At 70.7% G+C, this 25,357-nt stretch carries 21 protein-coding genes; 5 read left to right on the top strand and 16 right to left on the bottom strand.

Annotation, left to right across the window (positions count from 1 at the left end; translation table 11 throughout):
• Nucleotides 1-44 precede the first annotated feature (44 nt).
• Complete coding sequence (dnaE, locus tag H9645_RS00150; protein ID WP_191727736.1) at nucleotides 45-3,608, bottom strand: DNA polymerase III subunit alpha; 3,564 nt, start codon at nucleotides 3,606-3,608, stop codon at nucleotides 45-47.
• 84 nt (nucleotides 3,609-3,692) lie between these two features.
• The gene (locus H9645_RS00155; RefSeq protein ID WP_191727737.1) at nucleotides 3,693-4,325 is read right to left on the bottom strand and encodes a hypothetical protein; all 633 of its coding nucleotides are present in this window, start codon (nucleotides 4,323-4,325) and stop codon (nucleotides 3,693-3,695) included.
• A gap of 174 nt (nucleotides 4,326-4,499) precedes the next feature.
• Between H9645_RS00155 and H9645_RS14375 the strand changes: the two genes are divergently transcribed.
• The 3 genes from H9645_RS14375 to H9645_RS00170 all read left to right on the top strand — a co-directional run bounded on the left by H9645_RS14375 (nucleotide 4,500) and on the right by H9645_RS00170 (nucleotide 6,829).
• Nucleotides 4,500-5,888, top strand: coding sequence for a winged helix-turn-helix domain-containing protein (locus tag H9645_RS14375; RefSeq protein WP_191727738.1), 1,389 nt, complete (start codon nucleotides 4,500-4,502; stop codon nucleotides 5,886-5,888).
• Entirely contained in the window at nucleotides 5,806-6,561 is a 756-nt protein-coding gene (locus tag H9645_RS00165; protein WP_191728481.1) for a tetratricopeptide repeat protein, read from the top strand. Before H9645_RS14375 ends, H9645_RS00165 begins: the two co-directional genes overlap by 83 nt.
• A 97-nt stretch (nucleotides 6,562-6,658) precedes the next feature.
• The gene (locus H9645_RS00170; RefSeq protein ID WP_191727739.1) at nucleotides 6,659-6,829 is read left to right on the top strand and encodes a hypothetical protein; all 171 of its coding nucleotides are present in this window, start codon (nucleotides 6,659-6,661) and stop codon (nucleotides 6,827-6,829) included.
• Between the two features lie 15 nt (nucleotides 6,830-6,844).
• Here the strand turns inward: H9645_RS00170 and H9645_RS00175 are convergent, their stop codons facing one another.
• The 12 genes from H9645_RS00175 to pyrH all read right to left on the bottom strand — a co-directional run bounded on the left by H9645_RS00175 (nucleotide 6,845) and on the right by pyrH (nucleotide 18,982).
• Entirely contained in the window at nucleotides 6,845-7,483 is a 639-nt protein-coding gene (locus H9645_RS00175; protein ID WP_225217938.1) for a ribonuclease HII, read from the bottom strand.
• A gap of 14 nt (nucleotides 7,484-7,497) precedes the next feature.
• Entirely contained in the window at nucleotides 7,498-8,688 is a 1,191-nt protein-coding gene (lpxB, locus tag H9645_RS00180; RefSeq protein WP_191727741.1) for a lipid-A-disaccharide synthase, read from the bottom strand.
• Complete coding sequence (gene lpxA / locus H9645_RS00185; RefSeq protein WP_191728417.1) at nucleotides 8,685-9,470, bottom strand: acyl-ACP--UDP-N-acetylglucosamine O-acyltransferase; 786 nt, start codon at nucleotides 9,468-9,470, stop codon at nucleotides 8,685-8,687. Before lpxA ends, lpxB begins: the two co-directional genes overlap by 4 nt.
• Nucleotide 9,471: 1 nt before the next feature.
• Entirely contained in the window at nucleotides 9,472-9,936 is a 465-nt protein-coding gene (gene fabZ, locus H9645_RS00190) for a 3-hydroxyacyl-ACP dehydratase FabZ (protein WP_191727742.1), read from the bottom strand.
• Complete coding sequence (gene lpxD, locus H9645_RS00195) at nucleotides 9,933-10,955, bottom strand: UDP-3-O-(3-hydroxymyristoyl)glucosamine N-acyltransferase (protein WP_191727743.1); 1,023 nt, start codon at nucleotides 10,953-10,955, stop codon at nucleotides 9,933-9,935. The genes fabZ and lpxD overlap by 4 nt, the downstream gene beginning before the upstream one ends.
• An 18-nt stretch (nucleotides 10,956-10,973) precedes the next feature.
• Nucleotides 10,974-13,436 carry an outer membrane protein assembly factor BamA gene (bamA, locus tag H9645_RS00200; RefSeq protein ID WP_191727744.1) on the bottom strand — a complete coding sequence of 821 codons (2,463 nt, stop codon included), beginning with the start codon at nucleotides 13,434-13,436 and terminating at the stop codon, nucleotides 10,974-10,976.
• Between the two features lie 66 nt (nucleotides 13,437-13,502).
• On the bottom strand, nucleotides 13,503-14,861 hold the full coding sequence (gene rseP, locus H9645_RS00205; RefSeq protein WP_191727745.1) for an RIP metalloprotease RseP: 1,359 nt from the start codon (nucleotides 14,859-14,861) through the stop codon (nucleotides 13,503-13,505).
• 10 nt (nucleotides 14,862-14,871) lie between these two features.
• Nucleotides 14,872-16,041, bottom strand: a complete 1,170-nt coding sequence (locus H9645_RS00210; RefSeq protein ID WP_425490178.1) for a 1-deoxy-D-xylulose-5-phosphate reductoisomerase — start codon at nucleotides 16,039-16,041, stop codon at nucleotides 14,872-14,874.
• A complete protein-coding gene (locus H9645_RS00215; RefSeq protein ID WP_191727746.1) occupies nucleotides 16,041-16,865 on the bottom strand; it encodes a phosphatidate cytidylyltransferase in 825 nt (274 codons plus the stop codon). Before H9645_RS00215 ends, H9645_RS00210 begins: the two co-directional genes overlap by 1 nt.
• Nucleotides 16,862-17,623 carry a polyprenyl diphosphate synthase gene (gene uppS, locus H9645_RS00220; RefSeq protein ID WP_191727747.1) on the bottom strand — a complete coding sequence of 254 codons (762 nt, stop codon included), beginning with the start codon at nucleotides 17,621-17,623 and terminating at the stop codon, nucleotides 16,862-16,864. Before uppS ends, H9645_RS00215 begins: the two co-directional genes overlap by 4 nt.
• A gap of 10 nt (nucleotides 17,624-17,633) precedes the next feature.
• A complete protein-coding gene (frr, locus tag H9645_RS00225; protein ID WP_191727748.1) occupies nucleotides 17,634-18,191 on the bottom strand; it encodes a ribosome recycling factor in 558 nt (185 codons plus the stop codon).
• 68 nt (nucleotides 18,192-18,259) lie between these two features.
• A complete protein-coding gene (pyrH, locus tag H9645_RS00230) occupies nucleotides 18,260-18,982 on the bottom strand; it encodes a UMP kinase (protein ID WP_191727749.1) in 723 nt (240 codons plus the stop codon).
• A gap of 276 nt (nucleotides 18,983-19,258) precedes the next feature.
• Here pyrH and H9645_RS00235 point away from each other — a divergent pair, with 276 nt between their 5' ends.
• Nucleotides 19,259-22,423, top strand: coding sequence for a TonB-dependent receptor (locus H9645_RS00235; RefSeq protein WP_191727750.1), 3,165 nt, complete (start codon nucleotides 19,259-19,261; stop codon nucleotides 22,421-22,423).
• Nucleotides 22,424-22,490: 67 nt separating this feature from the next.
• Here the strand turns inward: H9645_RS00235 and tsf are convergent, their stop codons facing one another.
• Nucleotides 22,491-23,360 (bottom strand): translation elongation factor Ts, encoded by an 870-nt coding sequence (tsf, locus tag H9645_RS00240; RefSeq protein ID WP_191727751.1) that lies wholly within the window; start codon nucleotides 23,358-23,360, stop codon nucleotides 22,491-22,493.
• Nucleotides 23,361-23,447: 87 nt separating this feature from the next.
• A complete protein-coding gene (rpsB, locus tag H9645_RS00245; RefSeq protein WP_191727752.1) occupies nucleotides 23,448-24,257 on the bottom strand; it encodes a 30S ribosomal protein S2 in 810 nt (269 codons plus the stop codon).
• 316 nt (nucleotides 24,258-24,573) lie between these two features.
• On the opposite strand from rpsB, the gene map reads away from it, so the two are divergent.
• Nucleotides 24,574-25,356 (top strand): type I methionyl aminopeptidase, encoded by a 783-nt coding sequence (map, locus tag H9645_RS00250; RefSeq protein ID WP_191728420.1) that lies wholly within the window; start codon nucleotides 24,574-24,576, stop codon nucleotides 25,354-25,356.
• Nucleotide 25,357 lies beyond the last annotated feature (1 nt).

The following is a 25,357-nucleotide window of genomic DNA, read 5'->3' on the forward strand; positions in this document are numbered from 1 at the left end:
CGGGTTCGGCCGCGGGGGGCCGTACGTCGGGGTGTGGCGGAGGCTCAGCCGGCGGCCCAGGGACGGCTGCCCATGGCGACATGGACGACGCGCACGCCGTCCTCGCCGCGCAGGCGGTCGACCAGGTCGGGGTCCACGCGCACGGCATGGGCGCCGTCGAGGTCGAGCGAGCCGGCGCTGCCCGCGGGCAGCAGCAGGTCCAGTCGCAGCGGCGTCTGGCCCGGGCGGTGCGTTGCCAGCAGGGCGTCCACGCGCTCCAGGGTGCCCGCCACCGACAGGTCCAGGCGCAGCGACAGCCGCCGCGCGGACTGCTGGCAGACTTCGTGGAAGTCCCAGGCGCGTCGCGCGCGCAGCGAGAAGCCGCCGCTGAACTCGTCTTCGCGCAGGCCGCCCTCGACGATCACGATGCGGCCCGTGGTCAGCAGCGGCGCATGCTCCATCCAGGCCTCGGAGAAGAAGGCGCACTCGAGGCGTCCGCGGCCGTCCTCCAGCACCACGAAGGCCTGGCTCTCGCCGCGCTTGCGGATGCCGGTGACCTGTCCGGCGACGATCGCGGGAACGTCCGGGCGCCAGCCGCCGCGTCCGCCTTCACCGTTGCCGTTGCCGCCCTTGCGCGCGCTGCTGCCCGACTCCCACAGGGCGTCGAGCTGCCCGAGGTCGGTCCCCACCAGGGCCGTGAGCTCGCTGCGGTAGGGGTCCAGCGGGTGGCCGCTGAGGTAGTGGCCGAGCGTGTCCCGCTCGCCGGCGAGCTTCTGCGCCAGCGGCCACTCCGGCACCTCCGGCAGGGTGATCTGCGCCGCGGCGGCCGCGGGCTCCGCGAAACCGCCGAACAGCGAGGCCTGGCCGGCCTCGCGCTCGCGCGCCAGCTGTTCGGTGGCCTTGAGCACCTCCGGGAGCTGCAGCATGAGCGAGGCGCGGTTGCAGCCCAGCGCGTCGAGCGCGCCGGCATTGACCAGCGCCTCGAGCGTGCGGCGGTTGAGGCGCGCCGATTCGTTGCGGCGGCAGAAGTCGAGCAGGTCGACGTAGGCGCCACCGCGCGTGCGCTCGTCGGCGATCGCCTCGCAGGCGCCCTGGCCCACGCCCTTCACCGCGCCCAGGCCGTAGCGCAGCGTGCGCGGGTCGATCGCCTCGAACATGTAGGACGAATGGTTCACGTCCGGCGGCAGCACCTCCAGCCCCAGCGCACGCGCCTCGGCGAGGAAGCCCACGACCTTGTCGGTGCTGTCCATGTCGCTCGACAGCACCGCGGCCATGAACTCGGCCGGATGGTGGGCCTTGAGCCAGGCGGTCTGGTAGGACACCAGCGCGTAGGCGGCGGCGTGCGACTTGTTGAAGCCGTAGCCGGCGAACTTCTCCAGCAGGTCGAAGATCGGGCCCGAGACTTTCGGCTCGATGCCGTGCGTCTCCTGCGCGCCGGCCTCGAACTTGGCGCGTTCGCGCGCCATTTCCTCGACCTTCTTCTTGCCCATCGCGCGGCGCAGCAGGTCGGCGCCGCCCAGCGAGTAGCCGCCCAGGATCTGCGCGGTCTGCATCACCTGCTCCTGGTACACCACCACGCCGTAGGTCGGCGCCAGCACGGGCTCCAGCAGGGGATGCGGGTAGACCACCTCGGCGCGGCCGTGCTTGCGCTCGATGAAGTCCGGGATCAGGTCCATCGGGCCCGGGCGGTACAGCGACACCAGCGCGATCAGGTCCTCGAAGCGGTCGGGCTTCGCGCGCTTGAGCAGCTCGCGCATGCCGCGCGATTCGAACTGGAACACCGCCACGGTATCGCCGCGCGCGAACAGCTCGTAGGTCTTCGCGTCGGTCAGCGGCAGCGCCGCGATGTCGAGCGGGGGCGCGTCGCCGCCGGCGTGGCGCCGGTTGATCGCCTTCACCGCCCAGTCGATGATCGTCAGCGTGCGCAGGCCGAGGAAGTCGAACTTCACCAGGCCGATGGCCTCGACGTCGTCCTTGTCGAACTGGGTCACCGGGTTGCGGCCGGCGCCCTCGCCGTCGTGTTCGGCGAACAGCGGGCAGAAGTCGGACAGCGGCGAGGGCGCGATCACCACGCCGCCGGCGTGCTTGCCGGCGTTGCGGGTCAGGTCCTCGAGCTGCAGGGCGAGGTCGATCAGCTCGCGGACGTCGTCCTCGTCGTGGTAGCGCGCGATCAGCTCGTCCGAGCGCCAGGCGTCGTCCTTCTTTCCCTTTTCGGTGCGGCCGAGCGCGTCGGGCAGCGACACGCCCAGCGTCATCGGCACCAGCTTGGCGATGCCGTCGACCAGGCCGAAGGGATAGCCCAGCGCGCGCCCGGCATCGCGCACCACCGCCTTCGCGGCCATGGTGCCGTAGGTGATGATCTGGCTGACCCGGTCGCGGCCGTACTTGCGCGCGACGTAGTCGATGACCTCGTCGCGGCGGTCCATGCAGAAGTCGATGTCGAAGTCGGGCATCGACACGCGTTCGGGATTCAGGAAGCGCTCGAACAGCAGGTCGTAGGGCAGGGGATCGAGGTCGGTGATCTCCAGCGCCCAGGCCACCAGCGAACCCGCGCCCGAACCGCGGCCCGGGCCCACCGGGATGCCCTGTTCCTTGCCCCAGCGGATGAAGTCCGAAACGATCAGGAAGTAGCCCGGGAAGCCCATCCGGATGATCACGTCCAGCTCGGTCTCGAGCCGCGCTTCGTAGCTGGCGCGATCGTGGCCGGCCGCCAGCGGCGCGTGCTCCAGCCGCCGTGCCAGGCCGTCGCGGGCCTCGCTGCGGATCCATGAGTCGAGGGTGTGGTCTTCCGGGACCGGGAAGGCGGGCAGGTAGTAGGTGCCCAGGCGCAACTCGAGGTTGCAGCGCTGCGCCAGCGAAACGGCGTTGTCGATCGCGTCGGGCGCGTCGGCGAACAGCTCCGCCATCTCGTCGCCGGACTTCAGGAACTGCTCGGCGGTGTAGTCGCGCGGGCGGCGCGGGTCGTCGAGCACGCGGCCCGAGGCGATGCAGACCCGCGCCTCGTGGGCCTCGAATCCCTCGCGGTCGATGAAGCGCACCTCGTTGCCGGCGACCACCGGCAGCGCGCACAGCGAGGAGGCCTGCAGGGCGAAATCGTTGAAGGCGGCCTCGTCGGCGAAGCCGCAGCGCGCCAGCGCCAGGTGCAGGCCGTCGCCGAACACGCCGCCCCAGTCGCGCAGCCAGGCCTCGGCCTGGTCGTGTCGGCCGGCCGAGACCAGGCGTCCGGCCGGGGAGTGCCGGCCGGCGAGCGCGAACAGGCCGGCGTGGTCGTCGCGCAGCCAGTCCGGCCGCACCACCACGCCGTCGTGCCGCTGCCCTTCCATCCACGCCCGGGTCAGCAGGCGCGACAGCGACAGGTAGCCGTCGTGGTCGCGACAGAGCAGGGTGAGCGTGGCGGGCGCCTCGTCGCCTTCGGCCAGGCTGATGTCGGCGCCGGCGATCGGCTTGATGCCGGCGCCTTCGGCGGCGCGGAAGAATTTGACCAGCGAAAACAGGTTGTTGCGGTCGGTCACCGCCACCGAAGGCTGGCCCAGGGCCACGCAGCGCTTGACGAGTTCCGGGATCCGGATCGTCGAGTCGGCGAGCGAGTACTCGCTGTGGAGGGCAAGGTGGACGAAGCGTCGGGACATCGCGGGACCGCAGGTGCAGCACGCAGGGTAGGGTCCCGCCCCCGCGCGGACAAGGCTTGACAGCCGCGTCCGCGCGGGCGGCCCTCAGTGCACGCGGAACAGCGGGGCGGCACCCGGATGGACATAGGTTTCGGCGCCGCGCATGGCGACGTGCGCGCGCAGCGCGATCTCGGCGCACCGGGCCTCCAGCCACTCGTCGCGGCCGAACGGGAAGCTGCGTGGCCGCTCGCCGCGCAGCAGCGCCTCTTCGGTGCGCAGCCGCCGGAAGTCGAAGTAGGCCTCGACGTCGGCGGCCAGCGCGGGCCATGCGATGTCGAACAGCACGGCGGTGTCCAGCCCGCCGACCACCGGAACGGCGTCGGGCACCAGGCGCTCGTGGCCGCGGGCGTAGTCCGTGAGCAGTGCGATGCGCTCCACCTGCGCGGGCGCCAGGCGCCATCCAGGCTCGCGGGCCAGCATGCGCACCGCCCGCAGGCAGCGGCTGCGCTGGCGGATGCAGGGGGCCAGCGGATGGCCGGCGTAGGCCCTGGCGAGGCTGCGCGATGCGCTGGCGATGCCGTCGAGGGTGGGGATCTCGTCGGAGCTGGCCAGCGCACGCGCGACCGACCGGAAGCGCGCGAGGCTCCGCTCGCCCGGTTCGAAGCCGGCGATGCGATGGCGCCGGGCCCTCGCGGGCTGGCTGGCGGGCAGGGGCAGGATGTCGAGGATGGCGTGCATGGCGGTCTCCGCGTAGGCACCGGATCGGCGCGGATGCAGGTTCGCGCGGCGCGCGCCGCGAAGCTTGATGGAAACCCGGGGAAGCGGTGATGGAATCGCGATGGAAGCCGGTTTTCCGCGATCCCCGCGTTCTTACCCGATCACCCTGCCATTCGCGTCCGCCAGGGGCACGCAGTGCATGACGAGGAGCGCATCTACCGCTTCGGCGACATCGAAGTGGATCCCGGGGCCCATCGCGTCACGCGCATGGGCCGCGAGGTGGCGCTCGAACCCAAGGCCTATGCGGTGCTGCTGGCGCTGCTGGCCCGGCCGGGGCACGCCATCGAGCGCGACGACCTGCTGGACCAGGTGTGGGGCCACCGCCACGTCACGCCGGGCGTGCTGAACCGCGTGGTCGCGCAGCTGCGCAAGGCGCTGGGCGACGAAGCCGAGCATCCGCGCTACATCCAGACGCTGCACGCGGTCGGATACCGCTTCATGGCGGTGCCCGAGGTGATCGTGCCCGACGACGTCACCCCGGAAATTTCCGCTGCGCCCGCCGCTGAAATTTTCCCGTTCCCCGGCAGGTCCGCGACGGGCCGGACGCCCGTGGTCGCGCTGCGCGACTGGCTTCCGCACGCGGTGGTGGTCGTGGCCATCGTGCTGGCGCTGGCCTGGTGGCAGCGGCTGGACGGCCTGCCGGCCGGCGGCGGCGCGGCGATTGCGCTTCGGCCGTTCACGACCCTGGGCGGAGGCACCGAGGACGACGCCTGGTTCGCCGAGGGCCTCGCGGTGGAAATGCACGATGCCCTCGCGTCGGTGCCGGGACTGCGGGTGGCGGCGCTGATGGCGGAAACCGATCCGCGCCGCGATGGCGACGTGCGCGAACTGGGGCGCGCGCTGGGCGTCGATGCGGTGCTGGACGCCAGCATCCGCCGCGACGGCGACCGGGTGCGGATCAGCGCGCGCCTGAGCGACACCGCCACCGGCTACGTCCTGTGGAGCCGCTCCTACGAACACTCGATGTCCGAGCTGTTCGCCACCCAGGGCGCGATCGCCGGCGAGGTCGTGGAGTCCATGTTGGGCGCCATGCCGGCCGCGCGCGAGTCGCTGCGGACGCGACTGGCGCCCACGCGCAGCGTGGCGGCGTTCGATGCCTACCTGCGCGGGCGCCACCTGCAGCGTGCGGCGCCGGACCGCGCCCGCCAGCAGGAGGCGGCCGAGGCCTTCCGCGCGGCGCTGGCCGAGGATTCGGGCTTCGTCCTCGCGCAATCGGCACTGTGCGCTACCGAGGTGCGACGCTTCGAGTACTGGAACGACACCGGGGCCCATGCGCGCGCGCCTGGCCTGCGCGCGCGTGCAGGACGCGGATCCCCTGCCGGCCGAGGCCGCGCTGGCCCTGGGCAACCTCGACCGCGTCGATGGCCGGTTCGCCGAGGCGCTGCGCAGGTTCCGCCTGGCCGCCGCCGACCCCGCCAGCGCGGCACTGGCCGAGGTCGGCATGGGCAAGGTCGAGGCCGCGCGCGGCCAGCCCGACCGCGCCCGGTCGCACTTCCAGGCCGCGCTGGACGTCGCGCCGGATGACGCCCAGGTCCGGGCCGAGGTCGGGTTCCAGGCGTACCGCGACGGTCGCCTCGAGGACGCGACCGCCAGTTACAGGCGGGCGCTCGAGCTTGCGCCGGACAATGCCGGCTACTGGAACACCTACGGGTTCCTGTGGCTGCTGCAGGGCAACGCCGCGGAGGCGGCGCGTGCCTTCGAACGCTCGATCGCGATCGAGCCCAGCGCCGACGTGCTGGCGAACTTCGCCACCCTGCGCAGCCAGGCCGGCGAGCACGACGCGGCGCTGGCGCTGTACCGCCGGGCGCTCGAGCTCGACCCGGAGGACTATCTCAACTGGGGCAACCTGGCCGACGGCCTGGCGGCCAGCGGGGCGCCGGCCAGCGAGGTGGCGGCGGCCTATGCCGAGGCGGAGCGGCGCGTGCGCCGCTACCTGGCGCTGGACGCCGGCAGCGGCTATGCGATGGCAGCGCTGGGCTGGTACAGCGCCAATCTGGGACGGCGCGAGGAAGCCCTGTCGATGGTGGCGCGTGCGCGCGTCGCCGAACATGGCGACCCTGCCGAGATCGCGCTGTACAACGCCGAGACGCTGTCGCTGCTCGGCGACGCCGCGGCCTCGGAACGCGAGCTGGCGCGCGCGAGGACATCCGGCATGGCGGAGGCGCGGATCCGTGCCAGCCCGGTGCTGGGGCAGTGAGGCCGTGCGGTCGCCGTGGCCGCGCGGAGGCATCCCCGAAAGGGCCGGCGGGGCGCGTTGACCGGCCCGTAGCACTCGACCACCAGGAGGCATCGCCATGGTCAGCAGGAAACATCCGGACCTTCCGGGCAAGGCGCAGGTGCCGGCAACCGGCAGGGATTCCCCGAAGAAGGTGGAAGCGCCCCTTCCGGGCGCCGCCGACGACCGCCAGGCCAAGGCGGGCACCTTGCGCCGGCGGCCCAAGAGCGGGGGGCCGGTGACCCGCTAGCACCTGCCGGCCGGCTCAGCCGGCGGCGAACAGGTCGCGCGCACCGGCCTCGCGCACGGGCGCGAAGCTCCTGCGATGCTGCGGGCAGGGGCCGTGCGCGCGCAGCGCGGCCAGGTGCGCGGGCGTGCCGTAGCCCTTGTGGCCGTCGAAGCCGTAGGCCGGGAACTCGCCGTGCAGGGCCAGCATGGCGCGATCGCGCGTCACCTTGGCCAGGATGGACGCGGCGGCGATGCTGCGGTCGCGGGCATCGCCGCCGACCCAGGCCTCGGCGGCGCAGGGCAGTCCGGGCGGGATCGCGTTGCCGTCGATCCGGGCCAGCCCGGCCACGTGCGCCACCGCCTCCATGGCGCGGCGCATGCCGAGCATGGTGGCCTGGTAGATGTTGATGCGGTCGATCTCGGCGGCGTCGATCGCCACCACGTGCCAGGCCAGGGCGCGGTCGACGATGCGCGCGTACAGCTCTTCGCGGCGCGCGTGCGCGAGCTGCTTGGAGTCGTCGAGGCCGTTGATCCGGGGACGGACCGGGTCGAACACCACGGCCGCGACGACCACCGGCCCGGCGAGCGGTCCACGGCCGGCCTCGTCGATGCCCGCGACCAGCGCGGACACCGCCGCCGCACCGGCCGGCGCGGGGCGCGCGCGGACGCCGGCCAGCGGTGCGCGCTGCCTCACGACGCCGCGTCCGCCGGCGCGGACACGTGGCGTGGATCGAGCAGTTCGGCCACCGCGGTCGCGGCCTCGCGCGAGGCGTCGCGACGCAGCTGCAGGTGCAGGTCGCGGTAGCGCGGTTCGAGCGCCTCGATCGCCTCCGGCTGCGAGAACCAGGCCAGCACCGCGTCGGCCAGCGCGACCGGCGTGCAGTCGTCCTGCATCAGCTCGGGCGCGATGGTCTCGCCCGCGAGCACGTTGGGCAGGGCGTAGCGGTCGACCTTCAGCAGACCGAGGCCCTTCACGATGGCGTGCGTCGTCGGCGAGATCCGGTAGCCGACCACCATCGGGCGCTTGGCCAGCATCGCCTCCAGCGTGGCCGTGCCCGAGGCCAGCAGCACCACGTCGGAGGCCACCATCGCCGCGCGCGCGGAGCCGTCGAGCAGCCGGACCCGCGGCGCCGTGGCGCCGGGCACCGGCAGCAGCTTCTCCAGCGCTGCGCGGCAGGCGGCGTTGGCGGCCGGCACCAGCACCTGCAGCCCCGGGACGCGTTCGGCGACCAGCGCGGCCGCCTGCAGGAAGGTCGGCGCCAGACGCTCGATCTCGCCCAGGCGCGAACCCGGCAACACCGCCAGCGCGGGAACGTCCTGGTCCACGCCCAGCGTCGCGCGCGCGCCGCGCCGGTCCGGGTTGAGCGGCATCGCATCGGCCATGGGGTGGCCCACGAAGCGCGCGTCGACGCCGTGGCGGGCATAGATCGCCGGCTCCATCGGGAACAGGCAGAGCACGCGGTCGGCGCTGCGGCCGATCTTCGCCGCGCGGCCCTGGCGCCAGGCCCAGACCGAAGGGCTGACGTAGTGCACGGTGCACACGCCGCGGGCCTTGAGCTGGCGCTCGAGGCCAAGGTTGAAGTCGGGCGCGTCGATGCCGATGAAGGCGTCGGGCCTCCAGTCCAGGATGCGCCGCCGCAGGCCGCGGCGCAGCCGCAGCAGTCGCGGCAGGTGCGCCAGCACTTCGGACAGCCCCATCACGGCGAGCTCGCCGGCGTCGTGCCAGGTCTCCATGCCGGCCGCGCGCATGGCGTCGCCGCCGATCCCGGCGAACTCCGCGTCGGGGAAGCGTTCGCGCAGCCCGTCGACCAGGCCGGCGCCAAGCAGGTCGCCGGAGGCTTCGCCGGCGACCAGCGCGAAGCGCGGCCCGCCGCCGGTCACCGCAGCAGCGGCCTGTCGCCGCCCTCGATGAAGTCCAGCATCAGGCGCACGTCGTCGCTGCCTGCGGCGAGCTCGGCGAGCTTCGCGCGCGCCTCGTCCAGCGCCTCGCCGGACATGTAGACGGCACGGTAGGCACGCCTGATCGCGGCGATGCGGTCGGCGTCGAAGCCGCGGCGCTTCAGGCCTTCGGCGTTGATCCCGCGCGGCCGGCCGTAGCCGTCCTGCGCGACCATCAGGAAGGGCGCCACGTCGCCGTTGACGAAGGCGCCCATGCCGATGAAGGCGTGGTCGCCGATGCGGCAGAACTGGTGCACGCCGGCGAAGCCGCTGAGGATCACGTGGTCGCCCACCACGACGTGGCCGGCGAGCGTGGCGTTGTTGGAGAAGATGCAGTGGTCGCCGACGACGCAGTCATGGGCGACGTGCGTGTACGCCAGCAGCCAGTTGTCGCTGCCGATGCGGGTCACGCCGCCGCCGTCGCCGGTGCCGCGGTTGATCGTGGCGAACTCGCGGATGACGTTGCGGTCGCCGATCTCCAGGCGCACGGTCTCGCCGCGGAACTTCTTGTCCTGCGGTTCGCCGCCGATCGCGGCGTGGCCGTGGACGTGGTTGTCGCGGCCGATGCGCGTCGGACCCAGGACGCTGCAGTGCGGCCCGATGCGCGTGCCGGCGCCGATCTCGACCCCGGCGCCGATGATCGTGAAGGCGCCGATGCTGGCGCCCTCGCCGATCACGGCCGAGGGATCGACGATCGCGCTGGCGTGGATGGCCGCGGCGGCCATCTCAGGCATCGACCTCGGCGCACAGGATGTCGGCGCTGGCGACCTGCTTGCCATCCACGCTGGCGACGCCGCAGTAGAGCGTCATGTTGCGGATCTCGCGCTTGACCGTGACCTCGATGTCGAGCCGGTCGCCGGGCACCACCATGTTGGCGAAGCGGGCGTTGTCCACCTTGACCAGGTAGGACAGCCGGCCGACGTGGCTGGCGCCGCCGCGCGCGAGTTGGGTCAGCAGGCCGCCGCCCTGGGCCATGGCCTCGATCACCAGCACGCCGGGCATCACCGGGCGGTCGGGGAAGTGGCCCTGGAAATAGGCCTCGTTGGAGGTGACGTTCTTGTAGGCGAGCACGCGCTTCGCTTCGGCGTCGAACTCCACCACGCGGTCGATCAGCAGGAACGGGTAGCGGTGGGGCAGCATGGTGCGGATGCCTTCCACGCCGATCGGGAACGTGAACTTGCCGGCGGTCATGTCTTCTCCTTGCCGAGCGCCTGCACCTGGCGGGCGAGCGCGTCGAGTTGCCTGAAACGGGCCGCGCTCCTGCGCCAGCTCCGGTTGTCCATGAGCGGCGTGCCGGACGAGTATTCGCCGGGCGCGTCGATCGATGCGGTGACCAGGGCCATCGCGGTGATGGTGACCCGGTCGCAGATGCTGATGTGGCCGACGATGCCGGCGGCGCCGCCGATCAGGCAGTAGCGGCCGATCGTGGTGCTGCCCGCCACCGCGACGCAGCCGGCCATTGCCGTGTGCGCGCCGATGCGGACGTTGTGGGCGATCTGGATCTGGTTGTCGAGGCGCACGTCCTCGCCGAGCACCGTGTCCTCGATGGCGCCGCGGTCGATGGTGGTGTTGGCGCCGATCTCGCAGTCGTCGCCGACCACCACGCCGCCCTGCTGCGGGACCTTGATCCAGCGCCCGGCGTCCATGGCCAGGCCGAAGCCATCGGCGCCCAGGACGGCGCCGGGATGGACCAGCACGCGCTCGCCCAGGCGCACGCGGCGCACCAGGGTCACGCGTGCGACCAGGCGGCTGCCGGCGCCGATCGTGCAGTCCTCGCCGATGACGCAGCCCGGGCCGACGATCGCGCCGGGCCCGATCCGCGATCGCGCGCCCACGCAGGCCAGCGGGCCGATCTCGGCGCCGGGATCGACCACGGCGGATCCGTCGACCACGGCCGAGGGATGCACGCCGGGGTTCGCCGCCGGCACCGGGTCGAACAGCGCCGCGATCTTCGCGAAGGCGACGTAGGGGTCGCGTGCGACCAGCAGGGTGCGCTCCAGGCCCCCGGCATCCTCCCCGCGCACCACCACGACGCCGGCGGTGGAATCGGCCAGCTGGCTGCGGTAGCGGGGATTGGACAGGAAGGACAGCTGCCGCGGCCCGGCGCCGGCCAGGGTGGCCACGGACTCGACCACGGCGTCGCCATCGCCGCGCAGCGACAGGCCGAAGCGTTCGGCCAGGGCCGCCGCCGTGTACGTCGTGGACTGCATCCCGCGAGCCCCCGGCGGCTAGAACGCGCCGCCGAAGGTGAACTGCAGGCGCTCCAGCTCGTCGCCGTCCTCCTTGCGGAGCGGCATCGCGTAGCTGATCGAGATCGGACCCACCGGCGCGCGCCACATCAGGGCCACGCCGGCCGAGGCGCGCAGCTCGCCGGCGTCGAACGCGTCGGCGTCCTTGAACACGTTGCCGAAGTCGACGAAGGCCGAGACGCGCGCGGCCGGAGAGTCGAGCAGGGTCGGGAAGAACATCTCCAGCGAGCCGATCGTCTTCACCGCGCCGCCGATGACCTGCTGGTAGCTGCTGTTCCAGGCGGCCTCGCGCGGACCCAGCGTGTTGTCGCGGAAGCCGCGCACCGAGCGTGCGCCACCGGCGTAGAAGTTCTCGAAGAACGGCAGGCCGTCGGCCACCGCCTCGCGCGGGATGGGATCGCCGGTGGGCGGCGCGTCCTCGTCGGCGGGGATGTAGGGGTCGTAGACGATGCCGTAGCGGGCGTCGCCGTAGCTGTCGCCGTAGCCGAGCTCGAGGCGCGTGTTGAGCACCATCGCCCGCGAGATCGGCCAGTACTTGGAGAACTCGTAGTTGAGCTTGAAGTACTCGGCCGTGGAGCCGGGCAGGGTCACTTCCGCCGAGACGCGCTGCAGGGTGCCGCGGGTGGGCTGCAGGAAGTCGTTGCGGGTGTCGCGCGCCCAGCTCACCTCGCCGCGCCAGGCGTGGAAGGTGCGCTGGCCGATGACGTCGATGTAGTCGACGATCGACTGCGGCGAGCTGCCGCGCCACGCGAAGATCTGGTTGCTGTCGATGCCGAACATCGCCGAGACGGTGTCGTGCTCGGTGATCGGCACGCCCAGCACCATCTGGGCGGCGCGGCTGGTCGACGAATATTGCGCGGTGTTGAACTCGGAGTTGTCGAACTCGCGCCACCACAGGTTGTAGCCCAGCGACAGGCCGCTGTCGTTGAAGTACGGGTTCATGTACGAGAACGAGTAGCGCTGCAGGTAGACGTTGCGCTGCGCCTCGATCGAGATCCGGTTGCCGCTGCCGAGGAAGTTGTTCTGCGACAGCTGCACCGAGGTGGTCATGCCGCTGAGCTGGGAGTAGCCCAGGCCGAACATGAAGCTGCCGGACGTGGTCTCGGCGACGCTGAACTCCACGTCCACCTGGTCGTTGCTGCCGGGGACCGGCTTCGTCTCGACGTTGACGCTGCCGGACTCGAAGAAGCCCAGGCGCTGCAGGCGCACCTTCGAGCGGTCGATGGCGGCCTGCGAATACCACGCGCCCTCGAACTGGCGCATCTCGCGGCGCATCACCTCGTCGGCGGTGCGGCTGTTGCCCTTGAACACGATGCGTCGGACGCTCACGCGCGGGCCCGGCACGACCTGCAGGTTGATGTCGACCAGACGGTTCTCGCGGTCGATCTCGGGCACCACGTTCACCTGGGCGAAGGTGTAGCCGATGTTGCTGAGGGTCGCGGAGATCTGCTCGGAGCTGAACTCGAGCAGGGCGCGCGAGAAGGTCATCTCGGGCTTCAGCAGCACCAGGCGCTCGATGTCCTCCTTCGGCAGGATCGTGTCGCCGGTGACCTCCACCGAGTCGACCGTGTACACCTCGCCCTCGGTGAGGCCGGCGGTGATGTACATGTCGCGCTTGTCGGGGCTGATGGAGACCTGGATGTTGTCCTCGCTGAAGTCGACGTAGCCGCGGTCGAGGTAGAAGTTGCGCAGCTTCTCGCGGTCGCCCTCGAGCTTCTCGCGCGAGTACTGGTCGTCGCGGCGGTACCAGCTCAGCCAGTTGCTGGTGCCGGATTCCCAGGTGTCGGTGAGCGTCTCGTCGTCGAAGACCTCGTTGCCGACGAGGTTGATGTGGCGGATCTTCGCCGCCTTGCCTTCGTCGACCTTGATGCCGATGTCGACGCGGTTGCGGTCCAGCGGCGACACCGTGGGCGTGACCACCACGTTGTACTTGCCGCGGTTGTTGTACTGGCGGGTGAGTTCCTGGGTGACGCGGTCCAGCGCCAGCCGGTCGAAGGTCTCGCCCTCGGCCAGGCCGATGTCGGTCAGGCCCTTGGTCAGGTCCTCGGTCTTGATGTCCTTGTTGCCGGTCAGCGTCAGCTTGTTGATCGCCGGGCGCTCCTTCACCTGGATCACCAGGATGTCGCCCTGGCGGCCGGCGCTGATGTCCTCGAAGAAGCCGGTCGCGTACAGCGCGCGGATGGCGTCGCCGATGCGGCTGCCGTCGACCGTGTCGCCGCGCTCGATCGGCAGGTAGGTGAAGACGGTGCCGGCGCCGATGCGCTGCAGGCCGTCGACGCGGATGTCGGACACCGTGAACGCGCCAGGCACGGGGGCCGTGGCCGGCTGGGGTGCGACGCCGAAGGCGGCCTGGGGGTCGACCGGCTGCTGGGCCCAGGCCGGCGCTGCGAGCGTCGAGGCGAGGGCGATGGCGAGCAGGCGGCGGTTCGGGAATCGCGTCATCAATGGCGTCCGGGTCTGGCGTTGCGTGGGGGTGGGGCGGTGGGTCCGGCGGTCATGCATGCGGCGTCATCGCACCAGTTGCAGGATGTCGTTGTAGAACGCCAGGCCCATGAGGCCCGCGAGCATCGCGAGGCCGATGTACTGCCCGGCGATCATGGCGCGCTCGCTCAAGGGGCTGCCCTTGACCAACTCGATAAGGTAATACAACAGGTGACCGCCGTCCAAGATCGGGATCGGCAGCAGGTTGATGATCGCCAGGCTCAGCGAAAGCAGGGCGAGGAAGTTCAGGAACCAGGCCGCACCGCGGTTCGCCGAGGCGTTGGCGTAGCGGGCGATGGTGATCGGCCCGGAGACGTTCTCGACCGAGGCCCGGCCGCTGGCCATGCGCCAGACCATGCCGACGGTGTCGCGGGCCAGTCGCCAGGTCTCGCCGAACGCGGCGGGAATGGCCGCGAGCGGCCCGTGGCGCAGGGTGGCGTCGTGCAGGGCGCCGGTGCCGGCGTCCGGTTCGATGCCCAGCGCCCAGAACGGGGCCTCGCCGCCCGCCGGCGTCGCCAGCGTGGGGGTGATCTCGAGCGCCATGCGCTCGCCGTCGCGTTCGACCTCGACCATGCCGCCGCCGCCCTGGCCGCCCAGCGCCTGGACCAGGGGCCGGATGTCGGCGAAGGCGTGCACCGGCGCGCCATCGATGGCGGTGATGCGGTCGCCCTCGGCGAGCACGCCCCAGGCGGCGCTGCCCTCGACCACGCGGCCGACCTCGGCCGGCAGGACGAAGGCCTGCGGGAGCAGGCCGATGGCCTGCATCGCGCGGCGCTGGTCCAGGTCCGCCGGGAGCGTGGAGAGGCGCAGGGTGCGCGAGGCGTCCTGGCCGGCGGCGGTGCGCAGCCGGATCTCGACGTCGCGACGGTCGATGGCCGCGGTCACCAGGGCCATCGAGGCCTCGCTCCAGGTGGGCGTGGCGCGGTCGCCGACGGCGAGCAGGGTGTCGCCCGGCGACAGGCCGGACTCCGCGGCGACGCCCTGCACCTGGCCCAGCAGCGGCTGGTAGTCGGGCCGCCCGATCACGAACATCGCCCACAGCAGGGCCACGCACAGCAGCAGGTTGGCGACGGGGCCGGCGGCCACGATCGCGATGCGCTGCCAGACCGACTTGCGGTTGAACGCCGCGTCGCGTTCGTGCTCGGCGACGTCGCCCTCGCGCTCGTCGAGCATCCGCACGTAGCCCCCCAGCGGCAGCGCGGCGACCACGTATTCGGTGCCGTCCCGGCCCAGGCGCTTCCACAGCGGGCGGCCGAAGCCGACCGAGAACCGCAGCACCTTGACGCCGTTGCGGCGGGCGACCCAGAAGTGCCCGAACTCGTGGAATGTCACCAGCACGCCGAGGCTGACGATCATCCACCACACCGAACCGAGGAACGTAGTCATGGCGTGCTCGTCAGGGGGCGTGGCGGGCGAGGGCGGCCCGGGTCGATGCGCGGGCGAGGGCGTCGGCTTCGCGCAGCGCCCCGAGGGACGCGGCGGGCCGGGCCGGCAGCGCGGCCAGCGCGTCTTCGACCAGGGCGGGAATCGCAAGGAAACCGATCCGGCCCTGAAGGAAGGCTGAAACCGCCTCCTCGTTGGCGGCGTTGAGCACCGCCGGTGCCGTTCCGCCCGCGCGCAGGGCGTCGAATGCCAAGCGCAGGCACGGGAAGGCGTCGGTATCGGGGGCCTCGAAGTCCAGCCGGCCCTGGGCCAGCAGGTCGAGTCCGCCGACCCCGGAGGCGATGCGCCGCGGCCAGCCGAGTCCGACCGCGAGCGCCGTGCGCATGTCCGGCAGGCCGAGCTGGGCGAGGGTGGAGCCGTCGATGAACTCCACCAGCGAATGCACCAGGCTCTGCGGGTGCACCAGCACGTCGATGCGGTCGGCGGGCAGGCCGAACAGGTGGTGGGCCTCGATCACCTCCAGGCCCTTGTTCATCAGGGTGGCGGAGTCGACCGAGATCTTCGGGCCCATCGACCACTTCGGATGCGCCACCGCCTGCGCAGGCGTCACCTCCGCCAGCGACGCGCGGTCGCGGCCGCGGAACGGGCCGCCCGAGGCGGTGAGCACCAGCCGGCGCACGTCGGCGCAGTCGCCGTCCGCCGGCAGGCACTGGAAGATGGCGTTGTGCTCGCTGTCGATCGGGATGATGCGCGCGCCGCGGTCGCGGGCGGCCGCCATCACCAGCTCGCCGGCGAGCACCAGCGATTCCTTGTTCGCCAGCAGCAGGCGCTTTCCGGCATTGGCCGCCGACAGCGTCGAATCCAGTCCCGCGGCGCCGACGATCGCGGCGACCACGGTGTCGCTGCCGCCGTCACCGGCCAGCGCGGCGATGGCCTCCATGCCCGCGTGGGCGCGGGTCGGGAGGCCGGCTTCGCGCAGGCCCTCGCGCAGGCGCGGCAGCGCCGCCTCGTCGGCGATGGCGGCGTCGTCGGGGCGATGGCGGCGGCAGGCCTCGAGCAGCGCCTCGACCTGGCGGCCGGCCGCCAGCACGGAGGCGCGCATCGTCTCCGGATGCCGGGCGATGACGTCGAGCGCCGAGGTTCCGATCGAGCCCGTGGCGCCAAGGACGGCGACGCGCTGCATCAGAAGCCCAGCCAGATCTTGCCCAGCGCGAACACGGGCAGCGCGGCCAGCACGCTGTCGATGCGGTCCATGACGCCGCCGTGGCCGGGGATCAGGTTGCCCGAGTCCTTCACGCCGACGTGGCGCTTGAGCAGGCTTTCGAGCAGGTCGCCGACGACCGAGAACAGCACCGTCAGCAGGGCCACCAGGGCGACCAGCGGCAGCTGCGCCAGACCGGTGCCGAGCATCCAGGCACCGGCCATCGCCACCACCACGCCCAGCAGCGCGCCGCCGACCAGGCCGGCGACGGTCTTGTTGGGGCTGATCCGCGGGGCCAGCTTGCGCTTGCCGAAGGCGCGCCCGGCGAAGTACGCGCCGGTGTCCGTGGCCCAGACGATCATCAGTGCCAGCAGCAGCCAGCCCGGGCCGTCGTTGTGCAGCAGGGCGAGGCCGCACCAGGCCGGCACCACCGCGAGGGTCGCCGCCGCGAGCTTGAACACGCGGGCATGGGTGTCGTGGTCGGACGCGAAGTCGTAGTGGACCAGCCAGAGCATCGCCAGCAGCCACCAGACCACGCCCAGCACCACCGCGAGCTTGAACAGCACCAGGGTCGCCGCCGTGCCTCCGGTGCCCCAGACCAGGGCCACCATCAGCATCAGGTTCAGCACCAGCAGCGCGCCGCGGGCGAGCGAGTCGTCGATCTCGGCCAGGCCGAACCACTCCCACAGCGCGGCCAGGAACACGATCGCGGCCGCCAGCATCATCCAGGGCGTGGGCAGGAGCAGCACGGAGGCGATGGCCACCGGGGCCATGACGAGCGCGGCGAGGATGCGGGTACGGGTCATGGCGTCTCCGTGGGCGTGGCCGCGGCCACCTGGTCGCCGGTCAGGCCGAAGCGGCGCTCGCGGCTGGCGTAGTCGTCCAGCGCCTGCTGGAGGGTCGCCCTGTCGAGGTCCGGCCACAGGACCTCGGTGAACCAGAGTTCGGTATAGGCCAGCTGCCAGAGCAGGAAGTTGCTGATCCGCACGTCGCCGCCGGTGCGGATGAACAGGTCGGGCGGCGGCAGGTCCGACAGGGAGACGTGGCGACCGATCGCCGCCTCGTCGATGTCATCGGGGCGCAGGCGCCCTTCGGCCACTTCGACCGCCAGCGCGCGCGCGGCGGCCGCGATGTCCTGGCGTCCGCCGTAGCTGGCGGCGATGGCGAGCGTGAGCCTCCGGTTGCCGGCGGTGAGTGCCTCGGCGGCATCCATGCGCGCGACGATGCCGGCGTCGAAGCGGCTGCGCTCACCGATGAAGCGCACGCGCACGCCCCGGCGGTGCAGCTCGGCGACCTCGCGGTCGAGCGCGTTGAGGAACAGCTTCATCAGCGCACCGACCTCGTCGGCCGGGCGGCCCCAGTTCTCGCTGGAGAACGCGAACAGGGTCAGCGCCGCGACGCCGCGCTCGAGGCAGAAGTCGATGCACAGGTTCACCGCGCGCGCGCCGGCGCGGTGGCCGATCATGCGCGGGCGGCGGCGGCGCGCGGCCCAGCGCCCGTTGCCATCCATGATGATGGCGACGTGTCGCGGGATGCCTGCGATGGTGGCGGGCGGGGCGCTCATCGAGTCGCCCTCAGACCGCCATCAGCTCCTGCTCCTTGGCCTTCACCACCTCGTCGACGTCCTTGATGGCGTCGTCGGTGAGCTTCTGCACTTCGGTCTCGAAGCGGCGCTCGTCGTCCTCGCTGATCGCCTTCTCCTTCAGGAGGTCCTTCGCCTGCTGGTTGGCGTCGCGGCGGATGTTGCGGATGGCGACCTTGGTCGACTCTCCCTCGGAGTGCACCAGTTTGCTCAGCTCGCGGCGACGCTCCTCGGTGAGCGCGGGCAGGTTGATGCGGATCGTGGTGCCGGCGGTGTTCGGGGTCAGGCCCAGGTCGGAGGCGAGGATCGCCTTCTCGACCGCGGCGACCATGGGCTTCTCCCACGGCGTGATGGTGAGCGAACGGGCGTCGCTGACGGTCACCGAGGCCACCTGGGTCAGGGGCATGTCGGAACCGTAGTAGTTCACCTTCAGGTGGTCGACCAGCGCGGTGGACGCGCGGCCGGTGCGGACCTTGGTCAGGTCGTGGCGCAGCGCATCCACGCTCTTGGCCATGCGCGTCTGCGCGTCTTTCTTGATCTCGTTGAGCATCGGCTGCCCGCTCCTGTTCGCAATCGCGGGATTATAGGCGAAGCGGGTGCCGGCGGGCGCTCCGGGCGTCAGCCCCGGCCCTGGACCAGGGTGCCGATCGGCTCGCCCTTGAGGATGCGCAGCAGCTGGCCCGGCTGCTCCATGTCGAAGATGCGCAGCGGCAGGTCGCTGTCGCGGGCGAGGGCGAACGCCGCGGTGTCCATGACCTGCAGGTCGCGGCCCAGGACCTCGTCGTAGGACAGGCGGTCGAAGCGCGTGGCGCCCGGGTTCTTCTTCGGGTCCGAATCGTAGACGCCGTCGACCTTGGTGGCCTTGAGCAGCAGGTCGGCGCCGATCTCGATCGCGCGCAGCGCCGCGCCGGAGTCGGTGGTGAAGAAGGGGTTGCCGGTGCCGGCGGCGAAGATGGTGATCCGGCCCTTCTCGAGATGGCGGATCGCGCGCCGGCGGATGTAGTCCTCGCAGACGTCGTTGATCTTGATCGCGCTCATCACGCGCACCTTGGCGCCGAGCTTCTCGAGCGCGTCCTGCATCGCCAGCGCGTTGATCACCGTGGCCAGCATGCCCATCTGGTCGCCGGTGACCCGGTCCATGCCGCCCGCCGCCAGGCCCGCGCCGCGGAAGATGTTGCCGCCGCCGATCACCAGCGCGACTTCCGCGCCCGCGGCCTGCGCCTCGATGACCTCGGCCGCCAGGCGCTGGATGACCTTGGGGTCGATGCCGTAGTCCTCGTCGCCCATCAGCGCCTCGCCGGAGAGTTTGAGCAGGACGCGGCGGTAGGCGAGCTGGGACATGTGCGGATTCCGATGACTAAACCGGGGGAATGTTAGCAGACGTGGCATGCCCCGGCTGTGCGCCGCGCTCGCCGGGCAACCTCGGCCCGGAAATTTTGATATGTGACTGCAGTCACACTTCGGGCGGCGCGTTTATGAAAAGTTTATGAACTCCGGCGACGGGCGGGTGGAAAGCATGACCTGAGGCAGGGGACGTCGCGGAAATTTCCATACCTAGAAAGGTTCATTCGGGGAGGGTCGAACGTGCAGGAAGAAATTTCGCGTGTCAGGAACGGCTTGGCCGGCATCCGCCGGACCGCGCTCTGCGTTGCACTGGGAGTCTGCTTCGCCGGGACGGTCCAGGCCCAGAGCACCACCGGCAGTGTCTACGGCACGGTGCCGGCGGGCGAGGGGGTCAGCGTGGTGGCCAGCAACAACAGCGGCTTCAGCCGGACGGTCGAGGTGGACGCCGCGGGCAGGTACAACTTCAGCACCCTGCCGGTGGGCGAGTACACGCTGACCGTGCAGCGCGGCGCCGACGTGCTGGGCAGCCGCCCGGTGGTGGTACGCGCCGGCTCGGGCGTCGATGTCTCCTTCGTGGGGTCGGGCGGCGCCACGACGATGGAAGCGGTCACGGTGACCGGCTCCTTCGTGCCCCCCATCGACATCTCCGCCACCGATACCCGCAGCGTGATCACCGCGGAGCAGATCGAGCGGCTGCCGTTGCGCCGGTCCGCCGAAGCCATCGCGCTGCTCGCGCCGGGCGCCATCTCCGGCGCCGGTGGCTATTTCGGCAATCTCGTCTCGTTCGGCGGTTCGGGCGTCTCTGAAAACGCGTACTACATCAACGGCTATTTCAGCGGCGAGCCGCTGTCGAACCTTGGCGGTTTCAGCCTGCCCTTCGGCACCATCGACCAGCAGGAAACCTATATCGGCGGCTACAGCGCCAAGTACGGACGCTCCGCGGGCGGCGTCATCAGCCAGATCGGCAAGCGGGGCACCAACGAGTGGACGTTCGGCGGACAGGTGGTGTTCTCGCCGAAGTCGCTGCGCGAGGACAACGACGACCTGTACTTCCCTTCGATCGACCTGGGCGGCCCCAATGCGAACCCGAACCTGCCCAGCACCTGCGGTCCGGATCCGGACGGCCCGGACGGACCGGCCGTGCCGAGCGACCTCTGCCAGTGGGCCTACGAGGATCCGAGCCTGCCCGGGACGCTCTACTCCAGGGGGCGCGACGCCGGCTCGGAGAACCTGGTGTACAGCGCCTACGTGGGTGGCCCGATCATCCGCGACCGCCTGTTCTTCTTCGTGGGCGCCGAGTACGCCAGCACCGAGAGCACCTATTCGCCGACTGCGATCGGAAGCCCGCGCAGGGAATCCCGTGAGCAGGACAGCCCCAAGCTCTACAGCAAGCTCGACTGGAACGTGACCGACGACCACCTGCTGGAACTCACCTACCTGCGGGAGAAGATCGACCGCGAAGGTGCGTTCCACGCTTACGACTTCGACACGGGGGCCGTCGGCGAGCGCCTGGCGATCTCGCCCACGCCCGTCGAGCAGGAGAACGAGTACAAGATCCTGAAGTACACCGGCTTCCTCAACGATGCCCTGACCCTCAGCGCGGTCTACGGCGAAAGCGAGTTCGCCAACCGGCAGATCAACGGCGGCATCCTGCCTGGCGTGCCCTATATCGTGGGCGCCACCAACCAGGATCCGGCGATCGTGGGGACCAGTCCGATCCAGAACCGCCAGCCGGCCTACCAGGGCCGCGACGGCATGAGCGAGACGAGGGCGCTGCGGGCCGATCTCGAATGGGTGGTGGGCGACCATGCGCTGACCTTCGGCATCGACAACATCAAGTTCGAAGCCACGAACGAGGGGACGTCGCAGGAAGCGGAATACTGGCAGTACGCGCGCGTGGCCGATCCGAACAGCAACCTGGCCCCCGCGCTGGGCGTCGGCGCCCCGGGCAGCAACTACTACGTCCGCGAGCTGCGTTACTTCACCAACACCAGCATGTCGCTCGACCAGAAGGCCTGGTACATCGAGGATCGCTGGAGCGTGACCGACAACCTGCTGCTGTCGATCGGCGTGCGCAACGACCAGTTCACCAACAAGAACAACTTCGGTGAAACGTACATGGACGCCAAGGACCAGTGGGCACCGCGCCTGGGCCTGTCGTGGGACGTCTTCGGCGACGCCTCGGCCAAGCTGTTCGCGAATGCCGGCAGGTACTTCCTCGCGATGCCCAACAACGTCGCGATCCGCGGCGCCTCGGCATCGACCTATACGTTCGAGTACTTCACCTACAGCGGCATCGATGCCGACGGCCGCCCGACCGGCCTGGTGCCGGTGCCCGGCGTCGATGGCGCACCCGCACCGGGTCCGGTGTCGTCCAACGGCGAGACCGGCGCGCCGGTCGACGTGCTGGCCTTCGCACCGTCCGACCTGAAGAACATGTACCAGGACGAGTACATCATCGGTTTCGAGAAGATGCTCGGCGAGAGGTGGATGGCCGGCGCGAAGCTGACCTACCGCGACCTCAAGTCCTCGATCGACGACGTCTGCGATCCGTATTCGCTGATGGATGCGGCGGGCCTGGAGATCTACGGTGAGCAGGATGGCAAGTACCTCGCCAGCAGTCCCGAGCTGGGCCAGGTGGAAGTCGCGTACTGCTACATGTTCAACCCCGGGGGCACCAACACCTTCAGCCTCGCGAACGTCGACGATGCCGGCAACCACACCGGAAGCCGCGTCGACGTCACCATGGGGCCGCAGGACTGGCGCTTCGAGGAGGGCATGAAGCGCACGTACAAGGCGCTGGACCTCTATTTCGAGCGCCCCTTCGACGGCAAGTGGGAGGCGCGGGTGGACTACACCCTGAGCTTCAGCGAGGGCAACAACGAAGGCCAGGTCAAGTCCGAGTTCGGCCAGAGCAACATCTCCAAGACCCAGGACTGGGACGTCGCGGAGCTGATGCGCTATGCCTCCGGCTACCTGGCCAACGACCGGCGGCACCAGCTCAAGGTCCGGGGCAGCTACGCGATCACGCCCGAGTGGCTGCTCTCGGGCAACCTGCGGGTCGAATCGGGGATGCCGATCAGCTGCCTGGGTCTCTACAACCCGGACGGCAGCATCGACGAGAACACGTCCGAGGCCGATCCGGTGGGCTATGGCGCGAGCTACCACACCTGTTTCGGCGAGGTGGCCAAGCCGGGTGACGAGCGCACGTCCTGGGTGAAGACCCTCGACCTCGGCCTGACCTGGAGCCCCGAGGCCTTCGATCAGCGGCTCACCCTCGGCATGCAGGTGCTGAACGTGTTCAACCAGAACGAGACGCTGCAGGTGGATGTCACCTCCGGCACGGATGCTCCCTACACCGTGTCGAACACCTACCTGTTGCCGATCTCACGGCAGACGCCGCGCTACGTGATGTTCTCGGCGGCCTACCGCTTCTGAGTCCAGTCGCGGGCACAAAAAAACCGGCCCCGCGAGGGGCCGGTTCCATTTGCGGCGGTCGCCGGGCTTACGCCAGGCCGGCCTGCTTCATCACTTCGGCGGCGTAGTCCTCCACCACCTTCTCGATGCCCTCGCCGACGGCCAGGCGCTGGAAGCGCACGACCTCGGCGCCGGCCGCCTTCAGCACCTGCTCCACCGACTGGTTGGTGTCGAGCACGTAGGGCTGGCCGTACAGGGTGACCTCGTTGACGATCTTGGCGATCTTGCCGCCGATGATCTTCTCCAGGATGTCGGCCGGCTTGGCCTTGTCCTTTTCGCTCATCTTCGCCAGCTCGATCTCCTTCTCCTTGGCGACGAAGTCGGCCGGGACGTCGGCGGCCTTGTTGTAGGGCGGGTTCATCGCCGCCACGTGCATGGCCAGGCCGCGCGCCAGGTCGGCGTCGCCACCCTTGAGTTCGACCAGCACGCCGATGCGGCCGCCATGGACGTAGCCGGCGACGTTGTCCTCGCTCTGCACCGAGATCATGCGGCGCACCTGCACGTTCTCGCCGACCTTGGCGATCAGGGCGGCGCGGGCTTCCTCGACGGTCTGGCCGCCGACGGTCGCGGCCTTGAGCGCTTCGACGTCGTCGACGCCGACGGCGGCCTGGGCCACGGTCTCGCAGAAGTTCACGAAGTTCTCGTCCTTGGCGACGAAGTCGGTCTCGGAGTTGACTTCGACGATGGCGGCGCGGTTGCCGGCCTGCGCGAAGGCGACGCGGCCCTCGGCGGTGACGCGGTCGGCCTTCTTGTCGGCCTTGGCCAGGCCGGACTTGCGCAGCGCCTCGGCGGCGGCGTCGATGTTGCCGCCGGCCTCGGTGAGCGCCTTCTTGCACTCCATCATGCCGGCGCCGGTGCGCTCGCGCAGTTCCTTGACCAGGGAAGCGGTGATTTCCATTGGGGACCTCGGGATCTGTGGATGTTTCAAAGTGCGCGGCCGCGCATGGTGGCGCGGCCGCGTGTCAGGCGTGCGGGGCCGGGCGCCTTACTCGGCGGCCGGGGCCTCGTCCTTCGCCGCCTCGGCTTCAGCCTTCTTGCGCGGCGCGCGGCGCGACTTCTCGCCTTCGCCGCCTTCGCTGAATTCCTCTTCGCGCACGGTCGCGGCGCTCGGCGCGGCGGCCTTGCCCTCGAGCACGGCGTCAGCCGCGGCGCGGGCGTACAGCTGCACGGCGCGGATGGCGTCGTCGTTGCCGGGGATGGCGTAGTCGACCAGCGACGGGTCGTAGTTGGTGTCGACCACCGCGATCACCGGGATGCCGAGCTTCTTGGCTTCCTTGATCGCGATGTCCTCGTGGCCGATGTCGATCACGAACAGGGCGTCGGGCAGGCGGTTCATGTCCTTGATGCCGCCGAGCGAGGCCTCGAGCTTCTCGCGCTCGCGGCGCAGGCCCAGCACTTCGTGCTTGACCAGCTTCTCGAAGGTGCCGTCGGTTTCGCCGGTTTCCAGCGTCTTCAGGCGCGAGACCGAGCCCTTGACGGTGCGGAAGTTGGTCAGGGTGCCGCCCAGCCAGCGCTGGGTCATGTACGGCATGCCGCAGCGCTCGGCCTCTTCCTTGATCGCCTCGCGCGCGCTGCGCTTGGTGCCGACGAACAGGATCATGCCGCGCTTCTGGGCGATGCCCGAGATGAAGTTCATCGCGTCCGAGAACAGCGGGACGGTCTTCTCGAGGTTGATGATGTGGATCTTGCCGCGGGCACCGAAGATGTACGGCGACATCTTGGGGTTCCAGTAGCGGGTCTGGTGGCCGAAGTGGACGCCGGCTTCCAGCATCTGGCGCATGGTGATCTGGGGCATTGCAGAAACTCCTGGCATGGAACCCGGCCGCCGGAAAGGGTAGGGGCGGCGTGCAGGCGCGGGGCCTGCGATGGGTTCCGGGGTTGGGCCTCCCTGGCGCTTCCGCCTCCGAATCCGGCGTCGCGGGGCCTGGCCGGCCCTGCTGCGCTGGACACCCCGGGGGCGGGCTGTGGCGTCAGGTGTGTATTCGACGGTGTCGCCCGTCGTGGGCGGCTCCGGGCCGGGATCCGGCTGCGGAACCCGCGAATTCTAGCCGCGACGGGCCTTCCGGGCAAGACCGGAGCCCGGAGGCCGGTGGATGAGCGATAATGTCCCGATGGCCATTACCACCAAGACCCCCGAAGAGATCGAGAAGATGCGCGTCGCCGGCCGCCTGGCCGCCGAGGTGCTGCAGATGATCGCCCCGCACGTGAAGCCCGGCGTCAGCACCGAGGAGCTCGACCGCCTCTGCCACGAGCACATCGTCAACGTGCAGCAGGCCACGCCGGCCAATGTCGGCTACAAGGGCTACCCCAAGGCGACCTGCATTTCGGTCAACAACGTCATCTGCCACGGCATCCCGAACGAGGCCAAGGTCCTCAAGGACGGCGACATCGTCAATATCGACGTCACCGTGATCAAGGACGGCTGGCACGGCGACACCAGCCGCATGTACTTCGCCGGCACGCCTTCGGTGATGGCGAAGCGCCTGGTGGAGGTGACCCGCGAGGCCATGTTCCGCGGCATCCGCGCGGTGAAGCCGGGCGCGACGCTGGGCGACGTCGGCCACGCCATCCAGCAGTACGCCGAGGCCGAGCGCTTCAGCGTGGTACGCGAGTACTGCGGCCACGGCATCGGCCGCGTGTACCACGAGGAGCCGCAGGTGCTGCACTACGGCCGTCCCGGCGAGGGCGTGGTGCTGGAGGAGGGCATGACCTTCACCATCGAGCCGATGATCAACGAGGGCACGCGCCACACCCGCCTGCTGCCGGACGGCTGGACCGTGGTCACCAAGGACCGCAAGCTCTCGGCGCAGTGGGAGCACATGATCGCGGTCACCGCCGACGGCGCCGATGTCCTGACGCGCGTGCCTGGCGACGACAACGACAGCTATCTCTGAC

The organism is Luteimonas colneyensis (assembly GCF_014836665.1).
GTDB lineage: Bacteria > Pseudomonadota > Gammaproteobacteria > Xanthomonadales > Xanthomonadaceae > Luteimonas > Luteimonas colneyensis.

Excerpts from the sequence above, each read along its gene's own strand:
- lpxD (WP_191727743.1), bottom strand. The coding sequence starts at position 10,955 with ATGCAGTCCACGACGTACACGGCGGCGGCCCTGGCCGAACGCTTCGGC.
- bamA (WP_191727744.1), bottom strand. The coding sequence starts at position 13,436 with ATGACGCGATTCCCGAACCGCCGCCTGCTCGCCATCGCCCTCGCCTCG.
- fabZ (WP_191727742.1), bottom strand. The coding sequence starts at position 9,936 with ATGACCGCCGGCAAGTTCACGTTCCCGATCGGCGTGGAAGGCATCCGC.
- H9645_RS00165 (WP_191728481.1), top strand. The coding sequence starts at position 5,806 with ATGGGCAAGGTCGAGGCCGCGCGCGGCCAGCCCGACCGCGCCCGGTCG.
- frr (WP_191727748.1), bottom strand. The coding sequence starts at position 18,191 with ATGCTCAACGAGATCAAGAAAGACGCGCAGACGCGCATGGCCAAGAGC.
- lpxA (WP_191728417.1), bottom strand. The coding sequence starts at position 9,470 with ATGGCCGCCGCGGCCATCCACGCCAGCGCGATCGTCGATCCCTCGGCC.
- pyrH (WP_191727749.1), bottom strand. The coding sequence starts at position 18,982 with ATGTCCCAGCTCGCCTACCGCCGCGTCCTGCTCAAACTCTCCGGCGAG.
- rpsB (WP_191727752.1), bottom strand. The coding sequence starts at position 24,257 with ATGCCCCAGATCACCATGCGCCAGATGCTGGAAGCCGGCGTCCACTTC.
- uppS (WP_191727747.1), bottom strand. The coding sequence starts at position 17,623 with ATGAGCGCCCCGCCCGCCACCATCGCAGGCATCCCGCGACACGTCGCC.
- H9645_RS00210 (WP_425490178.1), bottom strand. The coding sequence starts at position 16,041 with ATGCAGCGCGTCGCCGTCCTTGGCGCCACGGGCTCGATCGGAACCTCG.
- H9645_RS00155 (WP_191727737.1), bottom strand. The coding sequence starts at position 4,325 with ATGCACGCCATCCTCGACATCCTGCCCCTGCCCGCCAGCCAGCCCGCG.
- dnaE (WP_191727736.1), bottom strand. The coding sequence starts at position 3,608 with ATGTCCCGACGCTTCGTCCACCTTGCCCTCCACAGCGAGTACTCGCTC.
- rseP (WP_191727745.1), bottom strand. The coding sequence starts at position 14,861 with ATGACTACGTTCCTCGGTTCGGTGTGGTGGATGATCGTCAGCCTCGGC.
- H9645_RS00170 (WP_191727739.1), top strand. The coding sequence starts at position 6,659 with ATGGTCAGCAGGAAACATCCGGACCTTCCGGGCAAGGCGCAGGTGCCG.
- tsf (WP_191727751.1), bottom strand. The coding sequence starts at position 23,360 with ATGGAAATCACCGCTTCCCTGGTCAAGGAACTGCGCGAGCGCACCGGC.
- map (WP_191728420.1), top strand. The coding sequence starts at position 24,574 with ATGGCCATTACCACCAAGACCCCCGAAGAGATCGAGAAGATGCGCGTC.
- H9645_RS00215 (WP_191727746.1), bottom strand. The coding sequence starts at position 16,865 with ATGACCCGTACCCGCATCCTCGCCGCGCTCGTCATGGCCCCGGTGGCC.